We start from the raw sequence: 14,051 nt of genomic DNA, 5'->3' as shown, positions 1-14,051 counted from the left end.
GGACATCCCGTCCAATAATAGACTGGGCCGATCTATTCGCTCAGTTCATTGCTTCGCTGTCTTTTCCGGATCAAGTCGCTCCAGCGCAGTACCTGGGAACTATCGCTGGCGACCGGCATTTTGCTTGTTTCCGTTGCCAATTCTTCATTCGAAGCAGCGCTGTTCAACTGATTGGAAGTCGATGGAAAGGCCGACGCAAGCAAAGCGGCTGGCGGCCCTCCACAGAAAGTGACAATGATGGCTGACACCATACAAAACCCTGAATCCAAAGGCCCGGCAGGTGGTTGGGGGTCGCTCAAATCCATCGCGCGTATCTATCGTGACAACCATCCTCCAGCATCCGCGCTTCACACCCTGTTGCGGCAAAACAAGCCAGGCGGTGTCATGTGCGTCTCTTGCGCGTGGCCAAAACCTGCCAACTATCATCCCTTTGAATTTTGCGAAAATGGCGCGAAAGCAACGATATCAGACCTGACGAGTGCGCGCTGCACCCCGGATTTCTGGAATGACCACGCAGTCGGTGAGCTAAGAGAATGGAAAGACTACGATCTGGAGCAGACGGGGCGACTGACGCATCCGATGCGCTATGACGCCAATGCCGATCGATATGTGGAAGTCACCTGGGACGAAGCGTTCGAGGGGATTGGAAATGTGTTAAAGTCACTCCCCCGTGAGAGTGTCGTCTTCTACGCGTCAGGTCATGCGGGCCTCGAGGCATCTTATCTTTATGCGTTGCTGGCGCGTGCCTATGGCAACAACAACCTGCCGCAGAGTTCGAACATGTGCCACGAGACGACGTCGGTGGGCCTCACGAAGGTGATCGGCTCGCCTGTCGGCACCGTCACATGGGACGACCTCGAACAGGCAGACGCCTTCTTCTTCTTTGGCCAGAACCCCGGTTCAAACAGTCCCCGCTTTTTGCATCCTCTTCAGGATGCCAAAAACCGCGGCTCCCGGATCGTAACCTTCAATCCGGTTGTCGAACAGGGACTCGTTTCATTCGTCAATCCGCAGAACCCTGTGGACATGCTGACCGGCCACGAGACGAAGATATCGGATGAATACCTTCAGGTGCAGTCCGGTGGCGACATCGCGGCGATTTTGGGGCTCTGCAAGGTGGTCATCGAAGCCGACGACGCGGCAATTGCCCGTACAGACAAGCGGGTTCTGGATGTTGATTTCATCACAAAACATACCAAGGGTTTTGACCGTTTCATCGAACTCGTCAGGGCGACGCCGTGGAGCGAGATCGAGCGCGAGAGCGGTCTGGCGGAAAGCGCCCTTCGCCGAGCCGGAGAAATCTACGTCACCTCGGAGCGCGTGATCGCGGTTTACGGCATGGGGTTGACACAGCATGTTCAAGGCTCCCTCAATATTGGCATGCTCGTCAACCTGCTGCTTCTGCGCGGCAATATCGGCCGCGCGGGGGCCGGTTGCTGTCCCGTTCGCGGGCATTCGAATGTCCAGGGCCAGCGTACCGTTGGGATCGCCGAGAAGACGGAACTCGTTCCCCTGGACAAGCTCCGGCAACTGTTCGACTTCGATCCGCCCACGCAGGATGGCACGACGATTGTCGATGCGGTGAAAGGATTGATGAACGGCAGAATTAAAGCCACCATATCGCTGGGCGGCAATCTGCTGCGCGCCGTACCGGATCAGATGGAGATGGAGCGCGTCTGGGCTGGGCAGGATCTGACGGTACTGATTTCCACCAAGCTCAATCGCAGCCATCTTTTCCCCGGCAAACACGCCTATATCCTGCCCTGCCTGTCGCGGCTCGAGGAGGATGTCCAGGCATCGGGTGTGCAGGCGGTCACCTCGGAAGACAGCTTCTCCCATATCTCGGGTTCGATCGGAAAGCGCCGCCCTGCGTCCCCGCACCTGAAAAGCGAACTTGCCATCATTTCGGGCATAGCCATGGCAACGCTCGACCCAAATCCCAAGCTGCGATGGCAGGAATGGACGGCGGACTACCGCCTCGTTCGAGACCTGATCGAATACACCTATCCAGACGACTTCAAGGACTATAATGCCCGCATGTTCGAGCCGGGCGGTTTCTATCGCGGCAATGATGCCCGAAGCCGCATCTGGAACACGCCAGAGAAAAAGGCCGTGTTCACCACGCCGTCCCAGTTGAACGCCCTGTCATTTGCCGATGCAGAAGGGCGGTATCGATTGGTGACGCTGCGGTCCAACGATCAATTTAACACGACGATCTACGGCTATTCAGACCGCTTTCGAGGTATTGAGGGAACGCGCGACGTCGTGCTGATGAGCGAGACGGACATGCGCGCCGAGGGTCTTGAGGAAGGCCAGGTCGTCACCCTCGTCAGCGATTTCGGCGATGGCGTTCGACGTGCGCTGGCAGGCTTGGCGGTTCGGATGCACAACTTGCCCAGAGGTACGATCGGCACCTACTATCCAGAAGCCAACGTTCTCAACGCCATCGATCACTTCGATGAACTGTCGAAAACGCCGGCATCGAAAGCCATTCCCGTCACGATCGAGACTTGACGATCCGAGCCCTCGTGTCCGCAGTGGGTGTCGCAGGCGGCTCTTCCACAAGGCGCTGCGCCAGCCACACCCCGCCGGCCAGATATACGATGGCGCCGACCAGCAGCATGATGATGCCACCAAGCTGCTGATCTTCCTGGGCGCCCAAAACCACCCCGAAGCAAGTCACTTCGCCCTCGCCGTAGAGCGGCCGCTGGCTGAGCGACAGGAGCGCGCCGAGCAGGGTCATGTGGATCGAGGTCAAGAGCAACGCGCCCGCGCCAATTGCTGCATGGATCTTGTTGCCAGGCTGCGCCAGACTGGCCCACCACAGCAGAACGCCTGCCAGCAGAAAGCTCGCTTGCTCGATCACGGTCGCCGGCACAGACGCCTCCGCTATGCGTCGCATGGCCGGTGCATGCCAGCCCCAGACGGTGAAAAGCTCCAGCATGGATGCAGCCACCGGCAGCGCGACGGGCATGGGTGTCCGTGGCCTCCCGTTCCGAGCCAGACCTATGGCGATCAGCGGCGCGGCGACGCCGACAACCCCCATATGCGCCACCATATGCGCCGAAAACGAATCTCGCCATCTGTCCAGCAAGGGGCCGAGCCAGACGACGGCCAACAGCAGCAGGCCTGCCGGCAGCGCGATGCGGCTCATCTGATGCACTCCGTGATGAACAGCGCCGGCAATGCGGAGAACGTCACTGCAACGAAGCTGAGCCCGGACAGCAAAAGCGTTGCATAGCCCTGGAACAGCAGCCGGTCCTTCCGGCTCGGGTCGTCATGCGGTGGATCATCGGTGCCAAAATTCCACTGGCGCCAGGCCAGTGTGGCCGAGACTACGATCAGGATGAGTGCAGCAACGGTCAAAACGCCGATTGCTATCCTGAGATTGTTGAAGTCCAGTCCGAGAAAATCGGGCTTCTCGCAGAAGATCGCGGCCCCGACATAGCAGAACAGGAAATGCAGCGCCCAGATGACGGGCGCCGTGAAGAGCGTCCAGAGGGATTCGACCTCGCGCGGCAGAAGATGCCACATCACAGCGCCTCCGGGAAAAGGCCGACGACGGCGAAGGTGGTGACGGCCGTGACAAGCATAAAATGCCAATAAAGCGCGACATTGCAAATTTCCATGTCGTGCCGGGATGTCATGCGACCGGTGAGGCTTCGCGCAAGACAATAGAGCTGCATGATCACGCCGACCACACCATGAGCCACAGTCCAGATGACCAGGATCCAGACGATTGCCGGATAGACATGGTCGGTCGGGTCCATACCGGTCGTCCAGGGGCCTGCGAGGGCAGCAACGCAACCGACCGAGGCCAGCAGCGCCCCGATCACGATCAGCGACCGCGCCAGCCCAACATGGCCACGCCGGTTGACCTCCCTTGCGCCGACCGTTGCTGCCCACGCCGTCGCGTAGAGGCCAAGTGCTGCCATCGGCCAAAACACACCGGGGCCGCGCAAGCCGCCGGTGAAATCCTGATTAATCGTCCAGAAAAAGAAGTAGCCGAAGATCAGACTGGCGAAGGCGGTTCCGTCTCCGACCATGGTGATGAACATGCCCCACCAGCCGACCGACTTTACGCCGGACGCATAGAGTGGAAGGGTAAGCCCTCGGCCAACATTCTTTTCCGCCTTTTCAGGGATGTGGCCAGTGCCAGTCCAGAGCCACCAAAGTATCGCCGCCAGGAAGGCGACACCGGAAAAGGCTGAGAGAACCCACCACTTGAAGGTCAGCGCGACGAAGACTGTGCCCAAAGTGACCGCGCTGATGATGGTAATATACGATGTCCCGCCGACGCGAAGGACCTGTTCCGGTTCGGCATCGAGTACGGAGGTAACCAACGTTTCTCGATGCCCTTCCTTGGCGTCCGGCAGATACCAGTCGCCACGCTTGACTTCTTCGGCCAGACCTTTCTCGTCCCACAACGGATAACGGCTTTTGATCCGGGGGATGGAGCGCATGCCCCATTTTTCCTCGGGCTCGCTGATCCATTCGAGAGTGCCCGCGTTCCAAGGATTGACCTCACCACGCGGCTGGCGGCGACGATGCAGGGTGACGTCGACGACGACGGCGAACATGCCGATACCGAGCACCACCGCTCCCATCGTGGACATCAGGTTCAGCCAATCCCAGCCGAGGCCTTCGGGATATGTGAATACCCGCCGCGGCATGCCGCGCAGACCCGCTATGTGCATAGGGAAGAAAGTGATGTTGAAGCCGACGAACATCATCCAGAAGGCAAAGCGGCCCACCCGCTCCGACATGTGTTTTCCATCGATCAGCGGATAGTAATAATAGAGGCCGGCAAAGACCGGAAACAGCATGCCGCCGATTAGCACATAATGCAGGTGGGCGACGATGAAATAAGTGTCGTGCGCCTGCCAGTCAAAAGGCACCAGCGCTACCATCACGCCTGTCAGGCCGCCCATGACGAAGATAGCGATTCCACCCATGGCAAAAAGCATGGGGATCGAAAAAATCACCCGGCCGGCCAGCATGGTGGCGATGAAGACGAAGATCTGCACGCCGGTTGGAATGGCGACCGCCTCGGATGCTGCTGAAAAGAAGGCAAGCGAGATCTGCGGCAGGCCCGTGGCGAACATATGGTGCACCCATAGTCCAAAGGAGAGAAAGCCGGTACCCACGGCGGCTAACACGATCCAGGAATAGCCTACAATGGGCCGGCCGGCAAAGGTCGGCACAATCATCGCCAGCAGCGCAATTGCTGGCAGGAAGATGATGTAGACTTCCGGATGCCCGAAAATCCAGAACAAATGCTGCCACAACAGGGGGTCGCCACCGCGCTCCGGATCAAAGAACGGCCAATCGAACATGCGCTGCATTTCAAACAGGAGGTCGCCGGCGATCAGCGGTGGAAATGCAAACAGGATCATCCCACCGACGATCAACAGATACCAGCCAAACAGCGGCATGATGTTCACGCGCATGCCCGGCGCCCGGCACTTCATGATGCCGACGATCAGTTCGACTGCCGCCGCAAGCGAGGCGACCTCGATGAAGGAAAGTCCAAGCAGCCAGATATCAGCACCGATTCCTGCCTGCTCGCTGGTTGCGAGCGGCGGATACATGAACCAGCCGGCATTCGGCGCAGCGTTAAAGAAGATCGAACCGCAGACGAAGACGCCGCCGATCAGGAAGCTCCAGAAACCGAAGGCGCCGAGCCTTGGAAAGGGCAGTTCGCGTGCGCCCAGCATTGAGGGCAAAAGGAAGATCGCCACCGCCTCGAAGATCGGCACGGCGAACAGGAACATCATGACGGTTCCGTGCAAAGTGTAGACCTGGTTGTAGAATTCAGCCGAAAGCAGGTCGTTTTCCGGTACAGCGAGCTGGGCGCGGACGAGCAAGCCAAGCAGCCCGGCAAACAGCATGAACGCAAAAGCGGTCGAGCCGTACCAGAGGCCGACTTCGGTATTGTTGACCGACGTCCAGTAGCGCCATCCCGGCGGATTTGCCCATACCGCCCGGAGCTGTTTTTCCTCGGCGGATGCGTCTTCCTCCTGGATCGGGTCGTCGCTCATTGCAATCCTTTCAGCCATTTGACCACCGCGGACAAATCCTCCTCAGATAGGTTTTGATAACCTGGCATCTGGCTGCCCGGTTTGATCGACCCGGGATCAGCGATGAAGCGTGCCATGTTGGTTTCGCTATTTTCCATCCGGCCAGCGGCGAGAGTGAGACGTGATCCCACATGCGAAAGGTCGGGGCCGGCAGAACCTTTCGCCGCGGTGCCAGCGACGCTATGGCATTCGCCGCATTTTTCGCGAAAGAACACAGCATGGCCGGCATTCGTCGGGTCTGTTGCTGCCGGAACGCTTCGTTGTTCAAGCCATGCCTCGAACTCAACCGGCCCCATCACGACTGCGGGGAAAGCCATAAATGCATGAGAGGTGCCGCAGAACTCGGCACACTGGCCGCGATAGGTGCCCTTTCGCTGGGCCAGCAGCGACAGGCGGTTGATACGTCCTGGGATAAGGTCCATCTTTCCGCCAAGTGCGGGAATCCAGAAGGAATGGATCATGTCCGAGCTGGTGAGGGAAAACTCAACCCGCTCGCCGACAGGCAAACGGATCTCATTTGCCGAGACGACTTTGCTGCCGTCGGCGCGGAGATAAACGACATGCCACCAGAACTGGTTTCCGACGACCTCGATGCGCGTGCTTGCCTCTCCGGATTTCGCAAAGGGACGCAGAAATGGCATCAGCCAAAGGGCGTAAACCAGGAGCGCCGTCAGAACGACGATGGGGAAAACCACCCCGCCCAACAGGATGACCTGGCCGGCCGCCTTCTCTGATATGGTCCCACGCTTCCATCGTGCGGCATATTGAGAAATGGCGACAACGATGGCCCATATGATGAGACCACCAATGGTCATTGCCCAAAATAGCGTTGCCACGCTTTTGGCCTCTTCCCCAGCGGGATCCAGTGCGGACTGCACGCCGGAGCATGATGCAATCACGGGACAGAGCCCCGCGCAAAATGCCATGCTACGCCATTGCGCCGACATCATACCGCCAAATCTGTTGCGCCCACGTCCTATGGCCAGCCCCCTTCACGACAATTATTCCCATCACTGCTCCGACCATTTAGCGCACCAAATGTCATACTGTAGGGGCAAAGGTCGGAAGTTTTGCAGACCGTCGCCAGTTAATGCCGAACTGTGGAACCTCGCGCATCTGAAAACATTGTAATTCTTTGAGCAGTACCCTGGAGCAGGCCTATGTCAGAAAAAGTATCTGGCTATTCTCGATTACAAGTGAGCCTCCATTGGGCAGTCGTAATTCTGGTGGCCTTCCAGTTCCTCGCGCACAACGCAATTGAAGCCACCTGGAACGCCCATCTAGATGGAACTTTACCCTCTCAGGGCTCGGGCTTGCTGACCTATCTGCATATAGCCTCAGGAGTACTGATCCTGGCACTAGCGTTATGCCGGCTCTATCTGCGCTACCGCCGCGGCGTCCCTCAACCGCCTGGCGATGAGCCACGCATTTTGAAAATTTTGTCCGAATCCGTCCACGGGTTGATCTATGCCATGCTCCTGTCACTGCCTGTATCGGGCGTGATCGGGTGGTTTTTCGATTTTCGACTAGCGGTGTTGGTCCATGAATACCTGCAAGCCGTGCTTCTGGGGCTCATCACCGCCCACATCGCCGGCGCCCTGTTCCAGCACCTCATCCGCCGCTCGGATGTTATGATGCGCATGTTTGCGCCGGAAAAGTCATAAGGTCCTGTCAGGCAGCATGCCACGCCGAGACCCATTTGAGATGCTCATTTGGCGGTGTGGCTCCCAGCGGCATACCTTTTGTTTCCGAGCTGTGAATTGCTGTCGACCGGCCAAGAAGCGTAGCGGACAATTGCTGGCGCGATCGATGTGGGTGGGCAGGCCGGGGGTGCCGCCGCTGGCGCCGCCAGACTACACTGTCGCTTCTATCATCGCGTACCGATCCAGCCGTGAATGAGCGTATGCTCCGCACAATTTAAGAGAGTATAAACGAAGAAGCTACAAATTCCACAGCGTCCGGCATCGCAGGCTATTTCCTCAATACATGGCATGTAGATTGTTTGCATTGGGCAAAAATCGCTTTCCCGTGAGCTATGTTTAATCTGGATGGAACCTTGACTGATGGTCGATGAAGCCTGCCAAGCGCAAGCCTCCGTTGCTGCCGGTAAAACACGACGCCCATTGCGGATCTTTCGCTCCATGTTGGTGCTGGCCTTGGCCTGGAAACGATCGCTTCTCTCCAAGGTCATTGTCGTTTTCCTTGGAGTGGCCCTTCTTTCGTACAGCTTGGGCGCTCTGGTCGGCTGGTCCATGTTCGTCGAAGCCGCCAAGGAGCAATGGAACAACCAGGCGCGGATAAATGTCCAGATCGCGAGTTCCACACTGCGCGGTGTCTACACCTATGTCATCATCAAGACCCACGCAGACGGTCAGGTGGAACGCATTGTAACCGCGCAGCCGATTGGCGATGACGATTCCATTCTTTTCACAGGGTTTACCCCGACCGACGTGCTCGCACTCGTCGCCGCCCAGACCAAGAACGACGCATGGCTGTTCCGCCGCGATCCAGAAACCGGGCGATTTTTTGAGGTGGCGACATCATCCGGCGTTGTGCCCAGCGAAGAGTCGTGGATCTCGAGCGAGGAGCTCCTGTTTGCAGGCGATGCCTCGGCCGGGCACGTTTCAACCGGCTTCGCCACAATCGCAGGTGACAGCCATTTTGTCGGTGTCTTGCCGATCGTCAGTCCAGACAATGTAATTCTGGGTGCGGTCGCTGTCTCGATAGGAAAGGCCTCCATCCTGAAACGCGCGCAGCAGGAACTGCTCAGCAATTCGCTGCTCATGATGCTGACGCTGCTGCTTCTCACGGGACTGCTCGCCACCATTTTTGCCAGGCGCCTCTTCCAGCCGGTTCCGGCGCTGGTTCAGGCGACACGGCAAATTGCCCTTGAGGTGACAGACAAGGTCACCCCCTTCCAGCTTCGCACTGACGAAATCGGCGAAATGGCGCGGGCTATCGAGGCACTGCGCGAAGCGGTGGTCGAGCGCGCCGGGCTGCGGGAGATCCGCGACATGGCCATTGAACTTGAGCATATGGCTCATCACGACACCTTGACCGGATTGGCCAACCGGGCCCTCTTGATGAAGACGCTGGAAAAGGCGCTCGATGATGGAGGCAACACCGGCGGCTTCAACATCCTTCTGCTAGACCTCGATCGCTTCAAGGTGGTGAACGACACCCTGGGCCATGGTTGCGGCGACCAGTTGCTGATCACCTGCGCCCAGCGTATCCGCGAGGTCCTTGATGACGGTGACCTTGCAGCTCGTCTCGGCGGCGACGAATTTGCCATCATCCAACTTGTGCGCACTGACGCAACCAACGAAGCGCGCGCATTGGGTACGCGTCTACTCCAGACGATCGCAAATGGCTTCATCCTGGAGGGCCAGGAGATGGTCGTTGGCACAAGCATCGGCGTGGCCTGCGCACCGGCCCATGGCACAAGCGCAGGACAGTTGCTTCAGAATGCCGACCTTGCATTGTACCGAGCAAAGGCTGCAGGACGGGGCAACCTTGTCGTCTTCGAACATGGCATGGACATGGTTGTGCAGGACCAGCATGCCCTGGAGATGGACCTCAGGCTTGCACTCCAGCGTGGCGAGTTTGAACTGCATTACCAGCCCTTCGTCAAAATCGCCACCGGGGACGTGTGCGGCTTTGAAGCGCTGGTGCGGTGGAGGCACCCCCAGCACGGGCTGATAGCGCCAGACCGCTTTATTCCACTCGCCGAGGAAACCGGCGGCATCGTAGCTCTCGGAGCCTGGGTACTCGAACGCGCCTGCACAGACGCCGTCGCGTGGCCGGACGCGATGCGCCTTGCCGTGAACCTCTCGCCGGTGCAGCTACGCCATGGCGGAATTGTCGAGACGGTTCGAGCAGCCATCACTGCTTCCGGTCTGCCCGCCGGGCGGCTGGAACTCGAAGTTACCGAAACGGTGATGCTTGCCGGGGCCGAAAGCCGTGAGGCACTCCGGGCAATCGGCGCCATGGGCATTTCCGTCGTATTGGACGATTTCGGCACCGGCTATGCATCGCTGAGCTATCTCGCCGAAATGCCCTTCAGCAAAATCAAGATCGACCGCGGCTTCGTCGCTGACCTGCCAACCCAACCGACATCCAGGGCGATCGTTGCCGCCATCACCAATCTGGCACGTGAGCTGGATATGGAAATCACGGCCGAGGGGGTGGAAACAGAAGAACAACTGCTGATCCTCAGGGCAGCAGGTTGCACCAATGCACAGGGCTATTATTTCGCCAGACCACGACCGATTGCCGAAATCGATCTTTGTCCGCAGACAGAAAATTCCAAAACGGCATTTGAATGATGCCTTCGGTTACCTGGGTGGAAGAAACCCGGCACCGCCAACGGGAGAAACGACATGCACAAATTGGCCATTGCAGTGCTTTCTCTGGCGTGGATCCCGCCATCGGTCCCGGCATTGGCACAAGAGACGAACAACACCCTGAAGAAAATTGCCGAAACCCACGTTATCTCCGTGGGTTATCGAGAGGCCGAACCGCCATTTTCCTATAAGACACCAGATGGCCAGATTATCGGCTTCTCGATGGACCTCTGTAACCACGTGGTGGAGGCCGTGAGGCAGTACCTGAAGCTCGACAAGTTGAGCATTGACTATGTCGCGGCAACATCTGCCACGCGCTTCGTACTTGTCAAAAGCGGCAAGATCGACATCGAATGCGCGGCCACCACCAACAATGCCGAGCGGCGAAAGATCGTCGGCTTTTCCTATCCGCATTTCACCACGGCCACCCAGTTCATGACAAGGCGTCAGGACGACATCATCAACCTTCAGGGCTTGGCCGGCCGCTCGGTTGCTGCCGCCTCCGGCACGGTCAATATCGACCAGTTGAACGCGATTAACCGCGTCAGACAGCTTAACATCGGCGTGATACCAACTAAAACCAACTCGGAGGCCTTCGATCTCGTAACCGATGGGCGTGCTTCCGCCTTCGTATGGGATGGCATCCTGCTTGCCGCCATGATCGCGCAAGCGCCAGATCCGTCGAAATTCGCGCTGTCGGAAGAAATGTTGAGTCCTCCAGAACCCTACGGGCTTTTGATGCGACATGGCGACGAGGAGTTTCGAACGGTCGTCAACACGGCGCTGAAGCAAGTTTTTACAAGTTTCGAGATCGAGGCTATCTACAGCAAATGGTTTTTATCGCCGATTCCACCCGACGGCATGAACCTGAATTTGCCAATGTCTCCGACCCTAAAGGCGGCATTTGCCGTGCCCACGGACTATCTGGAATAGGGAGGGTGAACAGATGATACGGTCAATTTCCCGACACTTACAAAAGCCAAAACAGCTTCTGTGTGTCACCACCACGGTACTCTCCCTGCTCATGACGGTAGCCGCAGGGCATGCCGAAGAGCCATCGCCGACGCTCCGCAAAATTGCTGAAACTGGGTTGGTCCGGATAGGCTACAGCGCCGAGGACTTTCCCTTCTCCTATCGCCAACCCGACGGTACCGTCACGGGCTACTCGACCGAACTGTGTCTGGAAGTGGTCGCCACCATACGCGACAGTCTAAAGCTCGCTTCGGTGAAGGTCGAGTATGTCGAACGAAACCCGCGCAACCGCGTCAGTATGCTGAGGAATGGCGACTTCGATATCGAATGCGTTGCCAGCACGAACAACGCCGAGCGGCGCAAGAGCGTCGGTTTCTCCTACCCGCATTTTGTCACCGGCACCCAATTTGTCTCGCTGAAAAAAAGCAACCTGAAGACCATTGCGGATCTCGCCGGCCACACGGTCGCCGCCACATCAGGGACGACCAATATCGGACAGCTCAACACAATGAATCGGGAGCGGGCTCTCAATATCGCCGTTGTACCGGTCGAGACCCACAAGGACGCTCTTCAGTTGGTGCGCGAAGGTCGGGCAGCTGCCTTTGTGATGGACGGCATATTGCTCGCTGCCATGGTGGCGAAATCGCCCGATCCAGAACAATTCTCGCTTTCGACCGAAGCGCTGGGATGGCCGGAACCCTACGGTCTTATGGTGCGGCTGGACGATACCGGGTTCAGAAATTCCGTGAATTCCGCACTGAAGAAAATCTATGCCAGCGGCAAGATTGAAGAACTCTATGAGAAATGGTTCAACGCACCGGTCCCGCCAATGGGTATCAACATGCGCCTTCCGATGTCGGCTGAGATACGCGCGGCCTTTGCAAATCCCGTTGATCCCGCCGACTGACACAAGGTAATCGACGTAGCGACATTGGCAATAAGGCAACGGCGCGGATATCACGGCTAGCGCCCGATCAATTCCCGCCGGGAGTGCCGTCACGCAGAAAACCCCTATTGGCGTGCCGGATCAAATCGGCTGCCTTTTCGGCGATCATCACCACAGGCGAGGCGGTGTTGCCGGAGACGATGCGGGGCATGATGGAAGCGTCGACGACGCGCAGGCCCTGAAGGCCTTTTACGCGCAGCGAGGGGTCGACCACGGCATCTGGATCCGGCCCCATTCGGCAGGTCCCGACGGGGTGGAAAATGGTGGTCGCGATGTCGCCGGCCTTTCGCAGAAGGGCCTCGTTGTCCTCGAACTCACGGCCGGGCAGGATCTCCTCGGGCTGGAAGGGACGAAGGGCGGCAGCCGACATCACCTGTCTTGCCTGGCGGATAGCGGCGATCGCGACGGAACGATCCTGGTCAGTGGAGAGGTAATTCGGACGGATCTCCGGCTGCAGGGCCGGATCGGCCGCCGTTATGTGGCAGGTACCGGCGCTGGTCGGGCGCAACTGGCAGACCGAGACCGTGATCGCCGGGAACGGGTGGAGCGGATCGCCGAGCTTGTCGGTGGAGAGCGGCTGGATGTGATATTCGATGTCGGGCCGGTCTTCGTCCGGGCTGGACCGGGTGAACATGCCGAACTGGCTGGGTGCCATCGACATAGGGCCAGAGCGGAAGAGCGCATATTCGGCAGCGATCTTCATCTTGCCGCGCCAGGAATTGGCAAGCTGGTTCAGCGTCACCGTGTTCTTCACCTTGAAGACCGTGCGAATCTGCAGATGATCCTGCAGATTTGCACCCACGCCCGGTTTCGGCAGGCTGACGTCGATGCCGAGCGGGCTGAGGCGTGCTGGATCGCCAATACCCGAGAGCTCCAGCAGCTTGGGAGAGTTGATAGCACCAGCGGCGAGGATCACTTCGCCTGATGCTTTCGCGGAAAATGAGCCTCCGGGCGTGCGATAGTTCACTCCAGTCACGCGTTTGTCCTCGAAGGTCAGGCGTTCGACCAGGGCATGCTGGACAAGGCGCAGGTTGGGGCGTTTTAGCGCCGGTCGCAGGAAGCCCCGCGCCGTGTTCCAGCGCACGCCCTTGTGCTGGTTGACGTCGAAGAAGCCGGATCCCTCGTTGTCACCGTCGTTGAAGTCGGCGCGCGGCTCGATGCCGAATTCGCGCGCGCCTTCTTGAACGGCCTTGAGGATATCCCATTTCAGGCGCTGGCGGCTGACTTTCCACGGACCACCAGTTGCATGCATCTCACCCGACGGCCCGTGATAGTCCTCGGACTTGCGAAAATAAGGCAGCACATCCGACCAGCCCCAGCCCGGATTGCCGAGGTCGCGCCAGCCATCGTAATCGGCCGCCTGGCCGCGCATGTAGATCATGCCGTTGACCGAGGTGCAGCCACCGAGCACCTTGCCGCGCGGATAGGCAAGGCTGCGGCCATTGAGACCCTCTTCGGGTGCCGTGCGCATCATCCAGTCGGTGCGCGGATTGCCGATGCAATAGAGGTAGCCGACCGGGATCTGCACCCAGTGATACAGGTCGGAGCCACCGGCCTCCAGCAGCAGCACGCGGATTGTCGGATCCTCCGTCAGGCGGGCGGCGAGAACGCAGCCTGCGGTTCCTGCCCCGACGATGACATAGTCGTAGTCGCCATCGAGCCGTGTCTTGTCCAGCATGGTCTGTCCTTTTGTTGGCGATCACGATCGCC

At 58.8% G+C, this 14,051-nt stretch carries 11 protein-coding genes; 5 read left to right on the top strand and 6 right to left on the bottom strand.

What is annotated here, in order from left to right; genetic code table 11:
- Positions 1-237 precede the first annotated feature (237 nt).
- Positions 238-2,514: an FdhF/YdeP family oxidoreductase gene (locus LQ231_RS25675; protein WP_230175083.1), complete on the top strand. Its 2,277-nt coding sequence runs from the start codon at positions 238-240 to the stop codon at positions 2,512-2,514.
- Here LQ231_RS25675 and LQ231_RS25670 read toward each other — a convergent pair.
- The 4 genes from LQ231_RS25670 to coxB are packed head-to-tail and all read right to left on the bottom strand — an operon-like array spanning position 2,498 to position 7,030.
- Positions 2,498-3,154, bottom strand: a complete 657-nt coding sequence (locus tag LQ231_RS25670) for a cytochrome c oxidase assembly protein (protein WP_230174957.1) — start codon at positions 3,152-3,154, stop codon at positions 2,498-2,500. The two genes, LQ231_RS25675 and LQ231_RS25670, sit on opposite strands and share 17 nt — an antisense overlap.
- Complete coding sequence (locus LQ231_RS25665) at positions 3,151-3,534, bottom strand: hypothetical protein (RefSeq protein WP_230174955.1); 384 nt, start codon at positions 3,532-3,534, stop codon at positions 3,151-3,153. The genes LQ231_RS25670 and LQ231_RS25665 overlap by 4 nt, the downstream gene beginning before the upstream one ends.
- Positions 3,534-6,041 (bottom strand): cytochrome c oxidase subunit I, encoded by a 2,508-nt coding sequence (ctaD, locus tag LQ231_RS25660; protein ID WP_230174953.1) that lies wholly within the window; start codon positions 6,039-6,041, stop codon positions 3,534-3,536. The genes LQ231_RS25665 and ctaD overlap by 1 nt, the downstream gene beginning before the upstream one ends.
- Positions 6,038-7,030 (bottom strand): cytochrome c oxidase subunit II, encoded by a 993-nt coding sequence (gene coxB / locus LQ231_RS25655; protein WP_230174950.1) that lies wholly within the window; start codon positions 7,028-7,030, stop codon positions 6,038-6,040. The genes ctaD and coxB overlap by 4 nt, the downstream gene beginning before the upstream one ends.
- 210 nt (positions 7,031-7,240) lie before the next feature.
- Here coxB and LQ231_RS25650 point away from each other — a divergent pair, with 210 nt between their 5' ends.
- Positions 7,241-7,744 carry a cytochrome b/b6 domain-containing protein gene (locus LQ231_RS25650; RefSeq protein ID WP_230174948.1) on the top strand — a complete coding sequence of 168 codons (504 nt, stop codon included), beginning with the start codon at positions 7,241-7,243 and terminating at the stop codon, positions 7,742-7,744.
- Between the two features lie 206 nt (positions 7,745-7,950).
- Here LQ231_RS25650 and LQ231_RS25645 read toward each other — a convergent pair whose 3' ends face one another.
- Positions 7,951-8,271, bottom strand: a complete 321-nt coding sequence (locus tag LQ231_RS25645) for a hypothetical protein (RefSeq protein WP_230174946.1) — start codon at positions 8,269-8,271, stop codon at positions 7,951-7,953.
- A gap of 61 nt (positions 8,272-8,332) precedes the next feature.
- Between LQ231_RS25645 and LQ231_RS25640 the strand changes: the two genes are divergently transcribed.
- From LQ231_RS25640 to LQ231_RS25630, 3 genes are read left to right on the top strand one after another with little or no spacing between them, the layout of a single operon-like run.
- Positions 8,333-10,405, top strand: a complete 2,073-nt coding sequence (locus tag LQ231_RS25640; RefSeq protein ID WP_230174944.1) for an EAL domain-containing protein — start codon at positions 8,333-8,335, stop codon at positions 10,403-10,405.
- 54 nt (positions 10,406-10,459) lie between these two features.
- Positions 10,460-11,356: an amino acid ABC transporter substrate-binding protein gene (locus LQ231_RS25635; protein ID WP_230174942.1), complete on the top strand. Its 897-nt coding sequence runs from the start codon at positions 10,460-10,462 to the stop codon at positions 11,354-11,356.
- Between the two features lie 13 nt (positions 11,357-11,369).
- Positions 11,370-12,302 (top strand): amino acid ABC transporter substrate-binding protein, encoded by a 933-nt coding sequence (locus LQ231_RS25630; RefSeq protein WP_113139724.1) that lies wholly within the window; start codon positions 11,370-11,372, stop codon positions 12,300-12,302.
- 67 nt (positions 12,303-12,369) lie between these two features.
- Here LQ231_RS25630 and LQ231_RS25625 read toward each other — a convergent pair whose 3' ends face one another.
- Positions 12,370-14,019, bottom strand: a complete 1,650-nt coding sequence (locus LQ231_RS25625) for a GMC family oxidoreductase N-terminal domain-containing protein (RefSeq protein WP_230174941.1) — start codon at positions 14,017-14,019, stop codon at positions 12,370-12,372.
- Positions 14,020-14,051: the final 32 nt, after the last annotated feature.

The organism is Rhizobium sp. CECT 9324 (assembly GCF_918741265.1).
GTDB lineage: Bacteria > Pseudomonadota > Alphaproteobacteria > Rhizobiales > Rhizobiaceae > Allorhizobium.
Note: the sequence above shows the minus strand (reverse complement) of the source record. Positions and strands in the feature narration are given on the sequence as shown.